The organism is Pseudarthrobacter sp. NS4 (assembly GCF_024758005.1).
In the GTDB taxonomy this organism is placed as follows: domain Bacteria; phylum Actinomycetota; class Actinomycetes; order Actinomycetales; family Micrococcaceae; genus Arthrobacter.
Genome location: NZ_CP103288.1, coordinates 3,455,440 through 3,475,288 on the forward strand (window position 1 = coordinate 3,455,440; position 19,849 = coordinate 3,475,288).

General features: G+C 65.3%; 18 protein-coding genes. 6 read left to right on the top strand and 12 right to left on the bottom strand.

Translation table 11 applies throughout. The annotated features are described in order from the left end of the window. Nucleotides 1-170 precede the first annotated feature (170 nt). The 7 genes from NXY83_RS16355 to NXY83_RS16385 all read right to left on the bottom strand — a co-directional run bounded on the left by NXY83_RS16355 (nt 171) and on the right by NXY83_RS16385 (nt 8,103). Nucleotides 171-506, bottom strand: coding sequence for a Rieske (2Fe-2S) protein (locus NXY83_RS16355; protein ID WP_258803259.1), 336 nt, complete (start codon nt 504-506; stop codon nt 171-173). Further along, on the bottom strand, nt 503-3,019 hold the full coding sequence (nirB, locus tag NXY83_RS16360; protein ID WP_258803260.1) for a nitrite reductase large subunit NirB: 2,517 nt from the start codon (nt 3,017-3,019) through the stop codon (nt 503-505). Before nirB ends, NXY83_RS16355 begins: the two co-directional genes overlap by 4 nt. Further along, the gene (locus tag NXY83_RS16365) at nt 3,019-3,366 is read right to left on the bottom strand and encodes a molybdopterin oxidoreductase (RefSeq protein WP_258803261.1); all 348 of its coding nucleotides are present in this window, start codon (nt 3,364-3,366) and stop codon (nt 3,019-3,021) included. Before NXY83_RS16365 ends, nirB begins: the two co-directional genes overlap by 1 nt. 133 nt (nt 3,367-3,499) lie before the next feature. Continuing rightward, complete coding sequence (locus NXY83_RS16370; RefSeq protein ID WP_258803262.1) at nt 3,500-5,206, bottom strand: ABC-F family ATP-binding cassette domain-containing protein; 1,707 nt, start codon at nt 5,204-5,206, stop codon at nt 3,500-3,502. Between the two features lie 250 nt (nt 5,207-5,456). Continuing rightward, entirely contained in the window at nt 5,457-6,335 is an 879-nt protein-coding gene (locus NXY83_RS16375) for a metal ABC transporter permease (protein ID WP_258803263.1), read from the bottom strand. After that, entirely contained in the window at nt 6,335-7,129 is a 795-nt protein-coding gene (locus NXY83_RS16380; RefSeq protein WP_258803264.1) for a metal ABC transporter ATP-binding protein, read from the bottom strand. The genes NXY83_RS16375 and NXY83_RS16380 overlap by 1 nt, the downstream gene beginning before the upstream one ends. Then, nucleotides 7,126-8,103, bottom strand: coding sequence for a metal ABC transporter substrate-binding protein (locus tag NXY83_RS16385; protein ID WP_309484089.1), 978 nt, complete (start codon nt 8,101-8,103; stop codon nt 7,126-7,128). Before NXY83_RS16385 ends, NXY83_RS16380 begins: the two co-directional genes overlap by 4 nt. A 150-nt stretch (nt 8,104-8,253) precedes the next feature. Here NXY83_RS16385 and NXY83_RS16390 point away from each other — a divergent pair, with 150 nt between their 5' ends. The 5 genes from NXY83_RS16390 to NXY83_RS16410 all read left to right on the top strand — a co-directional run bounded on the left by NXY83_RS16390 (nt 8,254) and on the right by NXY83_RS16410 (nt 12,653). After that, a complete protein-coding gene (locus NXY83_RS16390; RefSeq protein ID WP_258803265.1) occupies nt 8,254-9,015 on the top strand; it encodes a CPBP family intramembrane glutamic endopeptidase in 762 nt (253 codons plus the stop codon). A gap of 69 nt (nt 9,016-9,084) precedes the next feature. Then, a complete protein-coding gene (locus NXY83_RS16395; protein ID WP_258803266.1) occupies nt 9,085-9,525 on the top strand; it encodes a VOC family protein in 441 nt (146 codons plus the stop codon). Nucleotides 9,526-9,547: 22 nt separating this feature from the next. Beyond that, a complete protein-coding gene (locus NXY83_RS16400; protein ID WP_258803267.1) occupies nt 9,548-10,501 on the top strand; it encodes a 1,4-dihydroxy-2-naphthoyl-CoA synthase in 954 nt (317 codons plus the stop codon). 13 nt (nt 10,502-10,514) lie between these two features. Further along, on the top strand, nt 10,515-11,696 hold the full coding sequence (locus NXY83_RS16405; RefSeq protein ID WP_258803268.1) for an AMP-binding protein: 1,182 nt from the start codon (nt 10,515-10,517) through the stop codon (nt 11,694-11,696). Between the two features lie 75 nt (nt 11,697-11,771). Then, nucleotides 11,772-12,653, top strand: coding sequence for a 1,4-dihydroxy-2-naphthoate polyprenyltransferase (locus NXY83_RS16410; protein ID WP_258803269.1), 882 nt, complete (start codon nt 11,772-11,774; stop codon nt 12,651-12,653). A gap of 12 nt (nt 12,654-12,665) precedes the next feature. Here the strand turns inward: NXY83_RS16410 and NXY83_RS16415 are convergent, their stop codons facing one another. After that, nucleotides 12,666-12,980, bottom strand: a complete 315-nt coding sequence (locus NXY83_RS16415) for a DUF4229 domain-containing protein (RefSeq protein ID WP_258803270.1) — start codon at nt 12,978-12,980, stop codon at nt 12,666-12,668. Between the two features lie 62 nt (nt 12,981-13,042). On the opposite strand from NXY83_RS16415, the gene NXY83_RS16420 reads away from it, so the two are divergent. After that, entirely contained in the window at nt 13,043-13,441 is a 399-nt protein-coding gene (locus tag NXY83_RS16420) for a PLD nuclease N-terminal domain-containing protein (RefSeq protein WP_258803271.1), read from the top strand. A gap of 50 nt (nt 13,442-13,491) precedes the next feature. Here the strand turns inward: NXY83_RS16420 and NXY83_RS16425 are convergent, their stop codons facing one another. The 4 genes from NXY83_RS16425 to NXY83_RS16440 are packed head-to-tail and all read right to left on the bottom strand — an operon-like array spanning nt 13,492 to nt 19,849. Beyond that, nucleotides 13,492-14,988: a dynamin family protein gene (locus tag NXY83_RS16425; protein ID WP_258803272.1), complete on the bottom strand. Its 1,497-nt coding sequence runs from the start codon at nt 14,986-14,988 to the stop codon at nt 13,492-13,494. Next, nucleotides 14,985-16,871: a dynamin family protein gene (locus NXY83_RS16430; protein ID WP_258803273.1), complete on the bottom strand. Its 1,887-nt coding sequence runs from the start codon at nt 16,869-16,871 to the stop codon at nt 14,985-14,987. The genes NXY83_RS16425 and NXY83_RS16430 overlap by 4 nt, the downstream gene beginning before the upstream one ends. 56 nt (nt 16,872-16,927) lie before the next feature. Next, nucleotides 16,928-17,734: an IniB N-terminal domain-containing protein gene (locus tag NXY83_RS16435; protein WP_258803274.1), complete on the bottom strand. Its 807-nt coding sequence runs from the start codon at nt 17,732-17,734 to the stop codon at nt 16,928-16,930. 42 nt (nt 17,735-17,776) lie between these two features. After that, nucleotides 17,777-19,849 (bottom strand): helix-turn-helix domain-containing protein, encoded by a 2,073-nt coding sequence (locus NXY83_RS16440; RefSeq protein ID WP_258803275.1) that lies wholly within the window; start codon nt 19,847-19,849, stop codon nt 17,777-17,779.

The following is a 19,849-nucleotide window of genomic DNA, read 5'->3' on the forward strand; positions in this document are numbered from 1 at the left end:
GGTTCCTTGTGGGTTGGGGGTTGGCCGCACCCGGAACACACATGATTCCGCTCACAAATTCGGTGATACGCCCTGTTGGGCAACCGATATGAGCGGAATCTCTTGTGGCGCCGAAGCTTCGAGCGGCTCGTCCATCCTACAAGACCACAAGGGGTGCTACGTGACCCGCACTACAGGGTCCCCGTCTCCAGGACCAGATACCCCTCCCCGTCCACGCTGATCCGGTAAACGTCGAGCGGTTCAGCCCCCGTGGTCGAGCAGCCGCTGAGGAGGTCGAAGGCGTGCTGGTGCAGCGGGCAGATGACCACCTGCCGGTCGATGGTGCCGTCCGCAATGGGCCCTCCGCGGTGCGGGCAAACCGCCGACACCGCCCTCAGGGACCCGTCCCGCAACCGGAAGACAGCCACCTGTTTCCCCTCGACGGCAAACGCCCTGCCCTCCCCCGGCGGTATCTGGTCCGCCGGGCCAAGGTTGCAGGTCCGGATGGCGGACTGGAAGCCGCTCATCGGACCTGCACTTGCGGAAGGACAGTCAGCGGCAGAGACGTACGGAACTGGCCCGGAGTCTGCGGGTCATCACGCTCCCGCCACGGATCCACGTAACTGTCGACCGAGGCCTGCATCGCCTGGTCCAGATCGCCCGCGATGCCTTCCGAGTTATCCACTATCACCGCGCGGAGGTGATCAATGCCCACCCGCGGCACAAACGAGTACGTCCGCTCCAGCCAGTTGGCGTGCTCGCGGTAGTACTGCATGAACCGGCCGGTCAGTAGTGTGACCTCCCCGGGACTGTCCACGGTGGCCAGCAGGTCGCCCTTGCGGATGTGGGCTCCGGCCGCTCCCCCGACATAGATTTCCCAGCGGCCGCCCTCGACTGCCACCACGCCCACGTCCTTCACCAATGATTCGGCGCAGTTCCGGGGGCAGCCGGACACCGCCAGCTTCAGTTTCGCCGGGGATTCAAGGCCCTGGAAACGGGATTCGATATCGATGCCCAGCATGGTGGAATCTCCCGTGCCGTAGCGGCAGAAGTCCTTGCCCACACAGGTCTTGACCGTGCGGAAGCTTTTGCCGTACGCGTAGCCGGAGGGCATGTCCAGGTCCGCCCACACCTGCGGCAGGTCCTCCTTGGGGATACCCAGCAGGTCGATGCGCTGGCCGCCGGTGAGCTTGATGAGCGGCACGTTGTGTTTCTCCGCGACGTCGGCGATGCGGCGGAGCTGCTGGGCCGATGTCACCCCGCCCTTCATCTGCGGCACCACCGAAAAGGTGCCGTCGCGCTGGATGTTGGCGTGCACCCGGTCATTGATGAACCGGGCGTCGCGTTCGTCGATGTACTGGTCCCCGAGCATCATCTTCAACAGCGAGGCCAGCCCCATCTTGGATCTGGCGTCCTCCGTGCTGCCCGGAGCAAGCGCCTGGAAGACCTGGGACACCGACCGCAGCCCGCGTTTCCGGATCTCGTCCATCAGGGCCGGTTTGTCCAGCGGGATGCCCGGGACGTAGTAGCTGGCGGCCGGGTCCTCCTCCACCGCACCGCCGGCCGCCCATTCCACCACCTGCTGCACCAGCAGCTTGCAGGAGCCGCAGCCCTTGCCTGCGCGGGTGGCGTCCATCGCACCGGCCAACGTGGTGCAGCCGCCCTTCACCACGTCCACCAGCGCCTTCTTGTTGACGCCGTTGCAGTTGCAGACCTGGGCGTGGTCGTCGAGTTCGGCCACGCCCACGTCTCCGTCCGGCGTACCCAGATCAAACAGCAGACTGTGCCGCTCTTCCGGCAACGGCAGGCCGCGGTCGAACGCCTGTGTCAGGTAGGCCAGCTTGCGGCTGTCGCCGAGGAGCGTGGCGCCCACCATCTTGTTGTCCCGCACCACGATGGACTTGAAGACCCCGCGGCTGGGCTCGGAGAAAACAATATGTTCATCCGTGTCCAGTTCCGGCCCGTGGATGCCCATGGAAGCAACATCGACTCCTGCCACCTTCAATTTGGTGGCCGTACGCGAGCCCAGGTACGCGGCGCCTGTATCAGTCCCGGTCACATGTTTGGCAAGCACCACCGCCTGTTCCCAGAGCGGTGCCACCAGGCCGTACACCTCGCCGCGGTGCTGGACACACTCCCCCACTGCGTAGATATTGTCCTCGTCCTGGACCCGGAGTTGGTCGTCCACCACAATGGCCCGCTCCACCGGCAGCCCGCTGAGGACCGCCACGTCCACGTTGGGGCGGATTCCGGCAGCAACCACCACCATGTCGCAGGCAATATCCGGCTTGTCCCGGAGGCTGACCCCGGTAACCCTGTCGGTGCCCAGCACTGCTGTGGTCCGGCTGCCCGTGTGCACCCCGATCCCAAGGGCCTGGACGCTCCTGCGGAGCACCGCGCCGCCGTCGGGCCCCATCTGCGCGCTCATCAGGTGGTTCCCTGAATGGACCACTTCCACGTCGATCCCGTGGCTGCGCAGGCCGTAAGCGGCCTCCAGCCCCAGCAGCCCGCCGCCAATCACCACGGCCCGGCGGTGGTGGTCCTGCTGTGCGTGGGAGACCATTTTCCGCGTGTCATCGATGGTGCGGAAACCGAACACCCCCGGCTTCACCGACCCGGCAGGCGTGTGCAGCCCATCCATTGGCGGCATATGGGAGCGGCTGCCCGTGGCGATTATGAGGGTGTCGTAGGGTGTCACGCGGCCGTCGCTGGAAAACACGTGCTTGGCGAAACGGTCGATCCTGTCCGCCCTTACCCCGGCGTGCAGCGTGATGCCGTTGTCCTGGTACCAGGCCAGCGGGTTGAGGAAGATGTCGGCGTCGCTTTCCTCGCCCGACAGGACGTGGCTGAGCATGATCCGGTTGTAGTTGCCGTAGGGCTCGTCGCCGAACATGGTGATGCTGAATTGTTCCGCTCCACCCCGCGCCAGGATCTCCTCCACCGCACGGGCTCCTGCCATGCCGTTGCCTATCACCACCAGGCGCCGGCGCGGATCCCTGCCGGTTTTCCGGGCCCGGGGCGTGTCCAGGACACTGGTCATCAGTGTTCCACCATGCCCAGGTCGATGACCACGGATCCGCGGACGCCTTCCGGTGCCGCCAGATACAGGTCGATGACGGAGCCGCCCTCGATGTCCTCCACCACCCGAAGCGGCACATGGACCTCGCTCTTCGCCCCAATGGGGAAGTACCGCATGGGAACCCCGTTGCGGAGCAGCACCACGGCGATCAACTCTGCGCTCGAGTTGCCGCCGCGGAAGTACAGTGTCTGGTTGATGACACCGTCCGGGACGTAGTGCGAGAGCTCGCTGTGGATGGGGACGGGCTTTTCCATCCCCACGCCCTGGAAATGGTAAATGCCCTGCAGGAAAAGGTTCTTGGTCAGCACGCGCGTGATCCTTTCGGCCGGCAAACAACTGGCACGGCCCATCCTGCAACACCGATGTTTCCGCCCGCCGGTTCCCCGGTAAAGATCCCTTAACGCAAACCTCACCGCTTTCGCCGGGCCGGGTTTCACCGTTTCATCTGAGCAGGCCCTTTTCCATGGAGTAGCTGATCCAGCGTCCGTGAGCGGTTCCCGTGTTGCCGGGAGCACTCCGCCGGCAGCGGGCAAACCACTCCCGGAGGGCACGGTCATGGCTCACCATCACTACAGTCCCGGTGAAATCCGCAAGCGCCGCCTCCAACTGCTCCACCAGCACGGGCGCCAGGTGGTTGGTGGGCTCGTCCACGATCAGGGTGCCGTAACCGCCCAGCAGCAGCCGGGCCAGGGCCAGCCTGCGCTGCTGGCCCGCGGACAGGCTGCCCACCGGAACGTGGAACTCGCTGGTCCGGAACAGGCCCAGGCGAAGGAGGGCCTCGGCGTGCTCGTCTATGTTGCCGCCCAGGCCGGCCGCGAACGCGGGCAGCAGCCGGAGGGCGGGCCGCTGCGGCAGTTCGAGTTCCTGCTGCAGGTAGCCCACGCGGTCCGGCCGGGAAACACTCCCCGCGGCGGGCTCCAGGGTTCCCGCCAGCACGGACAGCAGCGTTGACTTGCCCGCTCCGTTGGGCCCGGTGATGAGGATCTTCTCGCCGGCGCCTGCCTGGAAGTCGGTGGTTTCCAGCCGGCCGGGCACACTCACCCCGCGCGCAGCCAGCACCGGCGCACTGTCCGGCATTCCTCCGGATGGAGTTGTTCCGGAGGGAACAAAGTCGGAGGGAGCAGCGTCGGAGTCCATGGCCAGGTCGACATTCAGCCGTAAGGGTACCGGCGGTCGCTCCACCGGGCTCGCTTCAAGCCTGCGGAGCCGTTCCTGGGCATTCCGGACCTGGCTGCTGGCCGCCTTCTGCCAGGTGCCCGCCTTGAAGTCGAAGGCCATCTTGTCGCCGTCGCGTTTGCGGCCATAACCCATGGTCCCTGCCACAGTCTCTGCCTGCCGCTTTTCGGACTCCATCGCATCAATCCAGGAGTGGTACTGCTGGACCCAGCGCTGGCGTTCGGCCGCCTTCTCCCTGAGGTAGCCGTCGTAGCCGTTCCCGTAGCGGGTCACGGCGCGGCGTTCGGCATCTACTTCGATGATGGTGTTGGCCACCTTCCGGAGGAGCACGCGGTCGTGGGACACCACCACTACGGTGCCGCGGTGGGCGGCCAGCCGGTCCTCCAGCCAGGCGGTTCCGCGGGCGTCCAGGTGGTTGGTGGGTTCGTCCAGGAGCAGGACGTCCGCCGGATCGGCGAGGACGCATGCCAAGGCCACGCGTTCCTGTTCCCCGCCGGACAGCGACCCCAACACGCGGTCCCGGTCCAGGCCGCCCAGTCCCAGCCGGTCGAGCGCCGCCTCCACCCGGGATTCCGCGGCATATCCTTGGCGCAGCTGGTACTCCGTCTGCAGCCTGCCATAGGTTTCCAGTTCATTGTCCTCAGCGTCGGCAAGGTTGGCCTCGAGCCGGTCAAGCTCGGCTTCGAGGGCACGCAGCGAGGCAAGGGAAGCGTCGATGGCGGCGCCCACGGTGAAGGATTCGGGCAGGCCATGGGCCTGGGCAAGGTAGCCCACCCGGCCCTGGATAACCACCGCGCCTTCGTCGGGAGTTTCGAGGCCGGCCATGATCCGGAGCAGGGTGGATTTTCCGGCGCCGTTTTCGCCCACTACGGCCATATGTTCGCCGGGTGCGATGACAAGGTGGATGCTGTCCAGGAGTTGGCGGTCGCCGTAGCCGTGGGAAACGCCCGTAAGGGCCAGATGTTCAGTCAAGGGAAGTCCTCGCAAAGTTCCGAAGTGTGTGGCCGCGGGAGCTGAACCGGGGGTTCCGGTGCTCGACGGCGGCCCTGGCTTTGGGGAACAGCCCGGCGTGGCCGGGCTGCGGGTTAGGACTTCATCGCTCCAGCCTGCCCGCCGCCCGGCGCTGCGTCAAGCCGCAGCAGACGTGGGCCCACTGCACCCACCCGTGTCCGCCGTCGTACGCCGTTTCGATGGTTCCCTCGAACCGGGCCCCGGGGCCAGGCTAAACAAGGCCCTCCTGGACGGCTGCGACAGCGCGCCTGCGCCGGGCTTTGGCCAGCCGGGTCCCGATCAGGCCATGCCGCGGGCTGAACAGGTAGACGAGGGCGAACACCACGCCCTGCGTCAGCACCACCATGGCGCCCGACGCCGTGTCCAGGTAGTAGCTGATGTAGATGCCTCCGATCGAGCACACAGCCGAGACCGTGGGTGCGATAACCAGCATCCGCGAGAACCGGTCCGTCAGGAGGTATGCCGTGGCGCCGGGAATGATGAGCATAGCGACCACCAGGACCACGCCCACGGTCTGCAGCGCCACCACGGAGGTCAGGGCGAGCAGGCCGAGCAGCAGCGCCCCGAGCCGTTCCGGTGACAGTCCGATGGCATGCGCGTGCGTGGGGTCGAAGGCGTAGAGGGTAAGGTCCCGCCGCTTGAGGATCAGGACGGCGAACGCCACCACGCCCAGCACCAGGACCTGGATGAGGTCCGGAATGCTCACCCCCAGCAGGTTGCCGAAGATGATGTGGTTTAGGTCCGTCTGGCTGGGCGTCACGGAGATCAGCACGAGGCCCAGGGCGAACAGGGAGGAGAACACGATGCCGATGGCGGCGTCCTCCTTGACCCTGCTGGTGTTGCGGACCACCCCGATCAGCGTCACCGCAATCAGTGCAAACGCCAGCGCCCCCAGGGCGAACGGGGCACCCACGATGTAGGCGAGTACGACGCCGGGCAGCACCGCGTGCGAGACGGCGTCACCCATGAGGGACCAGCCGATCAGGACCAGCCAGCAGCTCAGCACGGCGCAGACGACGGCGGCGAGCGCCGTGGTGACAATGGCCCGCACCATGAAGTCGTAGGTCAGGGGTTCAAGGAGCAGCTCCATCAGACGGCCCGCCGTCCGTTGGCCGGCAGCCCGTCGCGTGGCGGGGTTGCCGGATGAGGCGCCTCCCGGTTCAGCACATCCAGGCCGAAGGCCATGGCCAGGTTTTCGGGCTGCAGCACCAGTTCCGGGGGCCCGTGCATGAGGACCTTGTGCATCAGCAGGACGGCTTCGTCGCAGAGCTGCGGGAGTGCGTGCAGGTCGTGCGTGGATATCAGGATGGTGCAGCCGTCCGCGGCGAGCTCGCGCAGGAGCCGGGTGATGGTGGCTTCGGACCTCTTGTCCACCCCCGCGAAGGGTTCGTCCAGGAGCATGGTGGTGGCCCCCTGCGCGATCCCCCGGGCCACGAAGGCGCGTTTCTTCTGGCCGCCGGACAGCTGGCCGATCTGCCGCCCGGCGTACTCCCCCAGTTCCACGCGGTCCAGCGCTTCGTCCACGGCGGCGCGGTCGGCTTTGGAGGCGCGGCGGGTGAAGCCCTGGTGGCCGTACCTGCCCATCATCACCACGTCCCGGACCGACAGCGGAAACTGCCAGTCCACCTCCTCGCTTTGCGGCACGTAGCCGATGCCGCCTTCCCGCCGGGCCCGGGAAGGTGACTGGCCGTTGATCCGGACGGTGCCGGCGTCAGGCCTGATCATTCCCATGATCACCTTGAACAGGGTGGATTTGCCGGAACCGTTCATGCCCACCAGGCCGCAGATCCTCGCCGTATCCAGGGACAGTGACGCGGCGTCCAGCGCCAGGACCTCGCCGTAGTGGACGGTGACCTTGTCAACCAGGATGGCGGGGGTGGTCATGATCCCGCTCCGGTGAGGGCCTTGGTGATGACGTCTGCGTCGTGCCGGATCAGGTCCAGGTAGGTGGGCACGGGCCCGTCAGCCTCGGACAGCGAGTCGACGTAGAGCGTGCCGCCGAACGTGGCACCGGTGGCTCCAACCACCTGCTGCATGGGGGCGTCGGAAACGGTGGATTCGCAGAAGACGGCCGGGACGTTGTTGGCTTTGACGTATTCGATGGCGCGGGTGATCTGCTGGGGTGTGGCCTGCTGTTCGGCGTTGACTGCCCAGATGTAGAGCTCCTTCAGCCCGGCGTCGCGTGCCAGGTAGGAGAAGGCCCCTTCGCAGGTGACCAGGGCCCGCTGGTTTTCCGGGACACCGGCAAGGCTGGTGGTCATCCGGTCCTGTACGGCCTGGAGTTCACGCTTGTAGGCTTCCCCGTTGGCCTTGAAAACCCCGGCATTGTCCGGATCCAACTCCGAGAACGCCTTCACCATGTTGTCCACGTAGACCTGGACGTTCAGCGGCGACATCCAGGCGTGCGGGTTGGGCTTGCCCTGGTAGGCGTCCTCACCGATGGACATCGGCTCCACTCCCTCACTGACCACCACGTGCGGCACATCCAGGCCCTCCACGAACTGGGCAAACCAGGCTTCCAGGTTCAGGCCGTTGTCCAGGATCAGGTCCGCCTTGGACGCCTTCCGGATGTCGCCCGGTGTCGGTTCATAGCCGTGGATCTCGGCGCCCGGCTTGGTGATGGACTCCACGGTGAGCTTGTCCCCGGCAACGTTGCGGGCGACGTCGGCCAGGACCGTGAAGGTGGTCAGGACTACCTTCCTGCCGTCACCGTCACCGTCGCCCTCCGCTCCGCCACCGCAGGCGCTCAGGAGGAGGGAAAGCACGACGGCGGCAACGGCTGCAGCGCGCAGGCGAACCTTCCGTGGGCCGCTGGTCCGGGCGGCTACTTTGGCGCACCGAAACATAAATTTAGGCATACCGAACATTCTAGGCGACGCCCGATTCCCCCGGCAACGCAGCACCCCCTGTTGGCCTATCACTCGCCGTCCCCGAAAGGGCTCCCTGGGAGCGATACCTGACAGGGCAAACGGGAGTGGAGGGTGAACCGCAGCGGGTTAGGCTGAAGTATGGCTACCGCCCACCGCTTACCGCCCCCTCCGCAGCCACAGCTGTACCGCTTTTCGCCCCTGGATTTCGCCACCCTGGCCATGTATGTGGCAATCGCCGGATTCTTCGCCGTGGCAGGGAACCTCCTCGCACCGCTCCTCCAGCAGGTTGCGCCGGGTCCGGCAGCTGCTTCCTACGCAGTGAACCTGCTGTTCTACAGCTCGGTTGGGTTCCTGGCGCTCCTGGCCGCCCGACGGGTGGTGTCCCGCGACCTGAAGGTCCTGGCTACCCGGCCGTGGTTCACGCTGCTGATGGTGCCCGCAGCGGTGATCGCCATGATGATCCTGACCGCGATAGTGGTGGCCGTAGGCGGCGAGGTGCAGACCTCGGCGAACCAGGCCGGCCTGCAGGAACTGATGCAGCAGGTCCCGGCCTGGCTCATCGTGCCGGTGGTGGTGGTTATTGGCCCGTTCGTGGAGGAATACATCTTCCGCCACCTGCTGATCGGCAAGCTCAGCCGGCGCATCAACATGTGGGCGTGCTGCGCGCTTTCCGTGGTCCTGTTCGCCGCCCTGCACATCGTGGGGCAGGAAGCGATCACGCTCACCGCCCTGCTGCCGTACCTGGCCATGGGGGCCACCCTGGTCTTCGTCTACGTCTGGACCGGCAAGAACCTGATGTTCTCCTACTTCGTCCACGCCGCCAAGAACCTGCTGGCCGTGGTGTTCATCTACGCCATCCCGCCGGAACTCTTGGACCAACTCCAGCAGGTGCCCGCCTAAGCCGCTGCCTTGGCTGGGACGGCAGGGAAAGACCTACCGCCGGAGCACCTGCCGCCGTACCTTGGTTGGATGGGACTGAACATCCAGATGGTCATCGACTGCAGGAAACCTCATGAGCTTGCCGACTGGTGGGCTGAAACGCTGCAATGGGCCATGGAGACCCAGGACGCCGGGTTCATCCGCTCCATGATCGACCAGGGCTTCGCCACCGAGGACCAGACCATGACCCACCGGGGAAACCTGGTGTGGCGCGACGGCGCCGCCATCCGGCCGCCGGAAGAAATCGGGGCGGAAGCGCCCAGCCGGCGCCTCCTGTTCCAAACCGTGGCGGATGAAAAAGTCGTGAAGAACCGGGTGCACTGGGACATCAACCTTGACGGCCGGGACAAGGACGAGGTCCGCAGGGAGCTTGAAGCGAGGGGCGCGTCCTTCCTGTGGACGGCCAACCAGGGCCCGCACTCCTGGCACACCATGGCGGACCCTGAGGGCAACGAGTTCTGCATCAGCTGAAACCGATTACTAGACTTGGACAGTGAGCAACCAAATTCCCGCCCCGGTGTCCGACGTCTTCGATCCCACCCGCTGGCGGGTTGTGTCCGGCTTCGAGGACTTCCAGGACATGACCTACCACCGCCAGGTGGAGCGCGACGCCGACGGCGGCTGGGTGCGTGACCTGCCCACCGTGCGGATCGCCTTCAACCGGCCTGAGGTCCGCAACGCGTTCCGGCCGGGAACGGTTGATGAGCTTTACCGGGCTATGGACCACGCCCGGATGACCCCGGACGTGGCCACCGTGCTGCTCACCGGGAACGGCCCCTCCCCCAAGGACGGGGGGCACTCCTTCTGCTCCGGCGGTGACCAGCGGATCAGGGGCCGCGACGGTTACCGCTATGCCGACGGAGAGACGCAGGAAACCATCGACCCCGCCCGCGCCGGCCGGCTCCACATCCTGGAAGTCCAGCGGCTCATGCGCACCATGCCCAAGGTGGTTATCGCCGTCGTCAACGGCTGGGCGGCCGGCGGCGGCCATTCCCTGCACGTGGTGTCCGACCTCACCATCGCCTCGCGCCAGCATGGCAAGTTCAAGCAGACCGACGCCACCGTGGGAAGCTTCGACGCCGGCTACGGCTCCGCGCTGCTGGCGCGGCAAATCGGGCAGAAGGCCGCCCGGGAGATCTTCTTCCTGGCCCGTGAATATTCCGCTGAGGACATGGTTGGGATGGGCGCTGTCAACGAGGCCGTGGACCATAAACGCCTCGAGGAGGTGGCCCTGGAGTATGCTGCCGATATCGCCCGGCAGTCACCGCAGGCCATCCGGATGCTGAAGTTCGCCTTCAACCTTGCCGACGATGGCCTCGCCGGCCAGCAGGTGTTTGCCGGTGAAGCCACCCGGCTGGCTTACATGACGGACGAGGCGGTGGAGGGCAAGGAAGCCTTCCTGCAAAAACGCGACCCCGACTGGTCCAGCTTCCCGCACTACTTCTAAGGCAGGAACGGCATTGAACAGCGGCCCCCTCAACATTGATCCGGCCCTCAAGGCCCTCGCGGCTGCCCTCCATGGCGAGGGCCCCGCCGTCGAACTGTCCATTGGCGGGGACGGCTCCCTGGTGGTGGGACATCTGGAAACCCCCGGCTGCGACGACGCGGTAGCTGTGGTCCGCACGTCCGGTTCCACCGGATCGCCCAAGGCAACCGTCCTGACGGTCGAGTCCCTGGCGGCTTCCTCCATGGCTACGGCACTGGCGCTCAAGGGTGAAGGGCAGTGGCTGCTGGCCCTGCCCGTGCAGTACGTCGCCGGGATCCAGGTCCTGGTCCGTTCCCTGTTCGCCGGCACCCGCCCCTGGGTGATGGACATGTCCGGCGGTTTCACGCCCGAGGCCTTCACCGAGGCGGCGCTGGAACTGACGGACAAGATCCGCTTCACCTCCCTGGTCCCCACCCAGCTGCAGCGGCTCCTGGACGATCCGTCGCCGGAGACACTGGCTGTGCTCCGCCGTTTCAATGCCGTCCTGCTGGGCGGCGCCCCGGCACCGGCACCGCTGCTGGCCACAGCCAGGGAAGCCGGCATCCGGGTGGTCACCACGTATGGTTCAGCCGAGTCATCCGGCGGCTGCGTGTACAACGGCTACGCGCTGGAAGGCGTCTCGGTCCGCGTGGACGGGGACGGCAGGATCCTGCTGGGCGGCGACACCATCGCCGCCGGCTACCTGGAAGCCCCTGACCAGGAGTCCGGCACGTTCTTCGAGGAGGACGGTGTCCGCTGGTACCGCAGCAACGATCTCGGCAGCATCGACGACGACGGCCGGCTCACCGTGCTGGGCAGGGCCGATGACGTGATCATCACCGGCGGCGTCAAGGTTTCCGCACTGCAGGTGCAGGAAGAGCTGGAAAAGTCCGACGCCGTCGCCGCGGCTTTCGTGGCCGGGGTCCCGTCTGTGGAGTGGGGCCAGGCCGTGGCCGCGTACGTCGTGCTGACGGACGAAGGTGCCCTGCAGGGAGCCGTGGGCGTGGCTGAAAGCGGGGACCGCGCCGTCGTGCTTGAACAGGAATGGCGGCGCACGCTGGGGATCCTGGCCCCCAAGACCGTCCTGGCCGCCTCCTCGCTGCGGATGCTGCCCAACGGCAAACCCAACCGGCTGGCCATGACCGCAGAACTCAGCGCCCTGCATCAGGGAAAGTAGAGTGGACGTGCACCAATGCGGCGGGCGCGTGCTTTTCGCCCCGCCGATTTCCCGAACCAACATGAGGTACTGAACGTGGCCACAGCTGCACAATGGATCCAAGGCGCACGACTCCGCACGCTCCCGGCCGCGATTGCGCCGGTTCTGATCGGCTCTGCCGCCGCCTATGAAATGGATTCGTTCCGTTTGCTCAACGCCATCCTCGCAGCACTGGTGGCACTCCTGCTCCAGGTGGGCGTGAACTTCGCCAACGACTACTCAGACGGCATCCGCGGGACGGACGATGACCGCGTGGGTCCGCTGCGCCTCGTCGGCTCCGGGGCGGCGAAGCCGGAACACGTCAAAAGGGCTGCGTTCGGCACCTTCGCTGCCGCCATGGTCTTCGGCCTGATCCTGGTGATTATCACCCAAAGCTGGTGGCTCATCCTGGTGGGACTGGGCTGCGTCATGGCCGCCTGGGGCTACACGGGCGGCAAAAACCCTTACGGCTACATGGGCCTTGGCGACGTTTTCGTGTTCGTGTTCTTTGGCCTGGTGGCCACCCTGGGCACTACCTACACCCAGGCGGGCCAGATCAACCTGCCCGCCATCATCGGCGCGATCGGTACCGGGCTCATAGCCACAGCCTTGCTCATGGCCAACAACGTGCGGGATATCCCCACCGACATGCAGGTGGGCAAGAAGACCCTGGCGGTCCGCCTCGGCGACAAGCATGCGCGGGAAAGCTACGTGCTGATGCTCGCCGTCGCCATCCTGCTGGTGGTCATCCTGGCTCCGGGGCGCCCGTGGATGCTGATCGTGCTGCTGCTGATTCCGGCCTGCCTGATGCCTTCGTGGCTGATGATCAACGGCCGCAAGCGCAAGAGCCTTATCCCGGTCCTCAAGCAGACCGGCCTGATCAACCTCGGCTACAGTCTGCTGTTCTCACTGGGCCTGGTGCTCAGCCACGGATTCTAGGCTGCACGGAAACTAGCTGCGGGCGTTGGGATCCTTGGCGTCATTGCTGATGGCGATGTGCGGGTTCGCGTCCAGCAGCGAATCCTCAGCGTGGGCGTCCTGCACTTCACCGGCCGAACGGAGGGGCTTGGCCTTGCCGGAGAACCGGTGATGCAGGGCAGCCGCGGCCTCGTCCCGCTGCTTCTGGAAGAAGAGGTAGCTGACTGCGAAGGCGATGAGCGCAGCACAGATGACGGCCATGAGAACGCCCAACTGAAGGAGCGTGAAGAGCACGAATAACGGCGCGAAAAGCGCCAGTCGGATCAGGGAATATTTCAAAAAGGCCACATTCAAGTTTAGCCGCCTCCCGCCCGAGGTACCGCGGGCCTCCTAACGATAGACTTAATGACATGCTCCTCCGTGTGGCTTTGGCCGTGGCAGTCCTCGTCATCTTTGTGTATGGCCTCGTGGACGTGATCCGGACTGACGGCCGTCAGACGCGCGGGATCTCCAAACCCGCGTGGATCGTGGTCATGATCGTCCTGCCTGTACTGGGCGCCATTCTCTGGCTGCTCATTGGGCGGCCACGCGACACGTCCCCGCAGCAGCAGAGCTACCGCCACCCCACAGCTCCCGACGATGATCCGGACTTCCTCCGCAACCTTGAGGTCCGCCGCCGTAACGAGGCCGAGGCCGCCCGCCTGAAGAAACTCAAGGACGACCTGGCTGCCAAGCCAAAGGACCAGGACGACGGTGGTGGCAAAGACAAGCATGACACTGACGAGCACGACACCGACGGACTGAAGTAGGACCGGCAGCAGACCGGCGCCCTTAGCTGGGTTCCAGCCGGCGTCTGCCGTTACACGGGCTGGCGTTGGCGCCCGCGGGCCGAAAATTCGGCCAGCAGACCCTCACAGCTGCGAATGACAACCCGGCAGGCATCAAGTGCTGAGCGGTCGGTCAACGGGTTTTCAGCCACCGCCCGCCACCTAAGCAGATAGCGGCGGGCTTCGTCGGCCAGTTCGTCGAGGGTGGCGCCCTGGTCCATCCCCAACCGCACGTGGGAAGCAGCGCCCCAGCCTCCAACCAGGCCCTCGGCCTCCATGCCCAGCTCAGGGCTGAGCGGCACGCCTGCGGTCCGGAGCATAGCCAGCAGCCGCAGTTCCCGGAATTCATGCGCGTTGGCATGCAACCGCTCCAGGGTTGCAGCCAGATGTCCGGTCCCCGGGCGGGGCGATGTGCGCAGCAGTGACTCCACACCCACAAGGGCCGTCCGTGCCTTCAGCACCTCAGCGCGTGCCTGGAACTGTCGGCCAAGCAGGTCCAGCAACGAATCCAGGCCACTGCGCCTGACGAGCTCGTGTGCCAGCGGCGTAGGTTCATCGAATCCATTCGGAATCAGGACTACCGCCAGCCGGATGCCGAACAGCCCGTACCTTGCGAGCAGGGAGCTCCTGGTCCCGGACGTCAACCCTTCCGGAATGGTTGACCGGAGGAACCTGTCTGCGGAGAGCAGCATCTTTTCGCGGTCAGCACGGTTCAGGCCGGCCAGCAGTTGGAGTGCCGCAAAGTCCTGCTGGCGCATCGTCCGGGCGCTCTGGGCAAGGAGGCCTGCAACCGGGACGACTCCCAAAGCCAGCTTCCGCAGGCCTTGGTCCCTACGGTACCTTTCCGCAATTTCCCCTGCCGAAAGCAGCGAATCAATGCGGCCGGCACCCATCTCATCGGCCCTGGACAGCACCGCGATTGCGTTGACTGTGCCCGATTGGCCCGCTTCCGTATCCCGGAAGGATTCGAGGAACCGCATGTCTGATGCGTGCATGTGGCGCATCAGGTAGATGATGGCATCCGCTTCCGACGGAGTATCCGCCGGAGCCAGGAAGCTGTGGGACCGGGCAGATACGTCTTCGGAGAGCGAGGCGAGGCCGGGGGTGTCGATCAGGGTCATGTTCCGCAGGGTTGGCGACGGCCACTCCACGTCCAGCCTGTCGACGTCCCCGGCCTGTGTATCACCCAGCACGAACACAAGGCGTCCATCCACGCGCTTCAGCGGCAAAGACCGGGGACTGCCGTGCGTGGGGTACAGGGTGATGCGGGGAGTTTGCCCGTGCCGGTACCACGTCACTATCCGGGTGCATTCCCCCGTGTCCGTGGGCGCTATCTCTTCGCCGATAATGGCGTTCAGAAGCGTGGACTTGCCGGCTTTCACCATGCCGGCGACGGCAACCCGCAGCGGCTCCGCAAGCCTGCGGGCAAAACCCTGGAGCACAGCGGTAATTGCGGGATCATCGTCATAGGCTTTCAATGCCTCCTGAACCAGGGCGGCGACCCCGGCGACGGTTGTACTGCCAGTCATTGTGCTCCCGCAGACTTCAATCCATCGACATCCCGGACCTCCACAGAGACAGCCTCTGCTGCCCGGCGAAGTGCGTCCACTTTCCTGAGTTCCGCTTTGATGTTAGAAATGCGGGCGTCCCTTTCCAGTGCATAGATCGTGGCAGCTTTTTGGGCTGCCGCCACTGAATCGGTCAGCGACCGGTGGTGCTCGTCCGCTATCTCGGTGAAGTGATCCCGGATGGCGCGCTGGACGAGCCGCAGCCGGTCTTTCAGTTGCTTGCCAACCTGGAAGGTTACGTCGTCGAGCTGCCGCCTGATCAGGGCCTTGGCTTCGTTTTGCCGGCGCTTGAGCCGCGCTTCCTGGTCCTCCCGGTAGGCCTTGCGTCCGAGCAGAAGGCCTGCGCTTAGGGAGAGTGGGTTGATCAGTGCCATGCCGAAGATGCTGGTCAGGAGCCCGAACATGAGCACGCCGCCGTAAGACCCGCGCATGCCGATCAGCACTTTTTGCACAGGGTTAAGGTGTCCATCGTCCATGTCCGGCATGACATCCACCGGGTCCAGGACGTCACCGGAATCGGAGACGCGCATCTCGGGCAGCGTAACGTCCTCCGCGGCGAAGTGTTCAGCCACCTGGGCAGCCAACTCCTGCGCACGCTCGCTGGTTAAGACGAAGGTGTCGGAAATGGCGGCGGCAGCGCGTTCCTCCAGCCACTTGGAAAACTCCACCCAGATGGGTCCCGGGTCCCCCTGGTCAATGGCGGTCTCAGCTTCCCGCTGGATCCGGCGAAGGCGGTCCCGAAGGTCGTATTCCATATCGGCGATAAGGTCGCTGATACCGTCGTTGAGCGTAATTTGCCAGCGGGCGGAGCGTTTCCGGAGGTCGTCAGCCTCAGACTTCGCCAACTCCAGTCGCGCAATCATCCGAGGGGTGTCCTGGGGATTTTCGAGTGCCTGGACCTCGGATTGCAGGGACAGGCGAAGATGTTCAGTGACCGAGAGCAGGTCCTGGCTGACGGACCGGCGTTGAAGGCGCTGCGCCTTCCCCAAGATTTCGGTGCGAAGGTGGGTAATCAGCTCGGGGAAGCCGGATTCCGCGTTCAACTCACTGTCCTGCAGGCGTGCTGCCTCAAGGCGGAGGTCGGAGGACACGGGAAACAGCGGAATATCGGGGGCAAGGTTAGCCAAGTGGCCGCGATCCGTCTCTTCCACCCGCCGCCAGTCCGGGTAGAGGTCTGTCTTGGACAGGACTGCAAAAACGTTGGGGGTGATCCGCATGGCTTGGCTGAGGAAGCGCAGTTCCGGTGCCGTGTACTCCTGCGAGGCGTCCGAAACCAGGAGCATTGCATCCGCTGTGGGCAACGCGGTGAGCGTGGTCAGGGTGTGCGAAGACCCCATGCCCCCCACGCCCGGTGAATCTATGACGGTGAGACCGCCGGCCAGGATCCTGCGTGGCAGGGATACCTCTGCAGCAATGAGCTTCTTGTTGTTGCCCGGATTCCCCTGTTCGGAAACATAGGCGGGAAGATCGCCAATAGGGATTGGCTGGCGTTCAACAGTACCTTCGTCACTGCCGTCCCCGTCTGCTTTGGAGACCAGTATCGCGGCGGAGGCCGGATCCCCATAGCGGACAACCGTGGGGACGGAGGTGGCGATGTCGTCGTCAACGGGGCAGACGGGTGCAGTGACCAAGGCATTGATCAGCTTGCTTTTACCTTGCTTGAATTCACCCACCACGATGACCCGGACGCTGGGATCCTTGAGCCTCCCCAGAGTCTGGTTCAGGCGTTTGCGGAGATCCGCACGCTCCCCGGTGCCCACCAGTTGGAGGCCGTGATCCACCAGTCCGATCAGATGCCCGGCCGTCACCGAAGTTGTCGGTTTTGCCGGTTCTGCTTCTGCCACAGCGTGTCCTTAGCGTGGGTCTCCTGCCGTAAGGTTACAACCTCCAGAGCCGGCCGTTAGAGATCAATCACCGAGTGGTCCTCTTCCTCGAAGTCACCGCCCGTATCCGTGTCATCGATTACGGGGTGGTCGTCTGCGGTGAACTCAAGCTGGCTGTCCGTAACCATATCCTCGTTGTAGGCCACCTGCGGCTCGTCGGTGGTGTGTCCGGCATTTTCCAGATCGGCATTGACACTGGCATCCGTGGTTTCGTCCTCAGTGAAGGAATCGACGATGGAGTTCTCCCAGTTGTTCACATCACCCAAATCGTTCAGGCCGGCATTGATGCGGGCATCAGTGCCGAAGGCGTCCTCAAGCCAGACATTGCCCATGTTCATATCGCTGTCGGAAGCACCGGCACGATCGCTCGAGGCAACCACTGAGTAGTTATCGAACCATTGCTCCACGTCGCCATCCGCCCAGATGTTCTGGCTCGCGGACTGGTCGGTGATGGTGCTGGGGTCGTAGGCGGTGGAGGGGTAAGAGTAGTTGTTCACTACGTGCTGGAGCTGTTGGACCGCGTGGCCATGATCGTCGTGGCCGTGTCCGCCGCTGCCTGGAAACGGGCTCCAGGCGCCCCCGACGTGGCCGTTGCTGGAGTCACCGCCGCCCGTGCTGTAGTCCCGGTCGAAGCGGGCGGCGTTGATGGTGACTGGTGCGTAATCCAGGACAACGGGCATCGCGGCGTCCACGTCCGCGGAGGAGACCTCACCCAGGCCGTGTTCCTCTAAAACGCCTTCCGGATCATTCAGGAAATCCTGCGCCGCCTGGCGGTCAGCAAAGAGGTTCATCAGGAACTGGACGACATCCTTTGCAACTGTCATATGTTGGTCCTCACATCTTCTCGGTGTTGCGGTTCGCAGGGGTTAGTCTTGGCGCGGATTATCGGAGTTCAGGGCAAGGCGCAGCTTCGCCAGCAGGTCCGAGCGGTTTTCCGCTCCCAGCCGGCGCCGCATCCGGGCAATATGATGCTCGGCGGTCCGGGGGGAAATATAGATGGCTTCGCCAATTTCCCGGTAGGTCTTGCCGTCGAGTACAAGCCTGGCGACTTCCTTTTCCCGCTCACTCAGCCCCGAGGTATCCGGCTGCATGCCGTCACCTGTCTCAGCGGTGTGGGCATTACGGGACTCGGATGTTACGGACGTGCCGGGGTTCGCGGAGCCTCCTTGCGGATGGAGGTCCCGGGCGCAGGACAGCAGGCGCACCATGTCCTTGCGTTCATCTGCCTTGGCGGCGGCGTGCCCGGCAAGCCTGGCTCCTTCCCAGGGCATTCCCACCCTGCCGAGGCCGCGTGCCGCCGTCTCTACGTCGGCAGGATGAAACCTCTCGGCCAGCACGGTAACCCATGCCCTGCCGGCGGCGGCGAATACGGCCGCGAGGTGGCTTTGTCCTGCGTCCCGGGCCAGCGCCGCCGCATGGGGTGCCAGAGCGCCGGGGCTTTCGTTCAGCAGGGCCGCCTGCACGGCCGACCAGTGGAACGGTACAGCCCACAAGGGTGGATCTCCCAGCCTCTCCAGCAGGGTCCACACCTCATTAAGATAAATGTTTATCCTGTGGCTCTCCCTAAGGCGCGCTGCCGCGATCATCAGTTCACCCCACGGCAGGAGGCTGTACAAATCCACCGCCGTGTGAAGTGTCGCTTCACGTGCCCGGCCCCAGGCCTTGACGAGCACCGGAATATCGCCGTTACGCCGTGCGAGGCCCACCTCCAGGGCGGAGCAAAGGAACTCGTCCCGTGGCACCAGGGGCCAGTGGTTCGCTTTCGATGCCTCGTTGATTGCGAGCCGTGCATCCTCGAGCCTGTCCTGCATCATCATTGACCACGCCTGCAGCAGGTACAGTCTCGGCTTGGACGCATCGCCCCCCTGGCCTGCGGCGGCTGCGGACCGGCACACGCTTTCAGCCAGGCCTGGCTCTCCGCTGTGCAGGGCTACCAGGGCTGCGAGCGCAGCCGGCGTTTCGGGCAAAGGAAGCGCGCTGCCCGATGCGTTAAGCATGTCGGAAGCATGGATGAGCATCGGTAGGCTTTGGTGCGGATCCGGTGCCAGTGCTTCGAAGATACCTTTGCCGGTTTGCGCAAGCGCATTGGCGACCAGGGTAGGGGAAGCCGGCGGCGCATCAGCGCGGAAGAGGGCTTCCGCACCGGCAAAGTCGCCGCAGCCAACCAGGGCAACGGCGGCAAGGGGCGCGGACGGGCCTGTCCGGGAGGCTCCCAGCCAGTTGTAGACATCAGCTCCCCGGGCCAACATGCCTCGCTGGCCCCATACTGCGGCAGCAACATCAGCGCCGCGACGCACGTCAGGGGGATCCTCCTGTACCAGGAGGCAGTCCACGATGCGGGTGGCTGTGTCAAGATCGCCAACGGCCGCGGCAGCCTGGGCCCGCCGGGCCGCAGTGGCTTTCTCATCGGCGCCTGCCAGGAGGGCTTCGTCATAGAGCTGGTACGCCAGTCCGGGGTTGTGCTCAAGCGCCTTGTCGCCGCTGCGCTCCAGTTCCGATGCGACCCGGCTATCGGCAAGGCCAGCGCGGGCAAGTTCCCGGGCGAGATCGCCCAACGGCTGGCCGGTCGCCTTGTACGCCGTTACGAGCTCGCGCTGGAGCGCATGCACTTTGGCGGTGGGAGCGACAGCGAGCAGGGCATGTTGCGCCGGGCCTGCGACGGTTCCATCAGAGGTCAGGAGGCCGGAGGACTCTGCCCGTTCTATGAGGGCGTCAAGGCTCTCCACTCCTCCTTTGTCGATCTTCCGCTGCAAATCGGCAGGCAGCGGCACCGGCAACGCAAAACCCACCGACAACGCGAGCAGCAATTCCCGGACGGCTGCGTTCTCACCCTTGAGCTGCCGGGCTACGAGTTCCGCGACATGAGGCGGCTGCCCCTGATGGTTCAGCCCTGAAGGAAGGAACTCCGGCTCCGGCACGCCTGTCACATGGCCAACCAT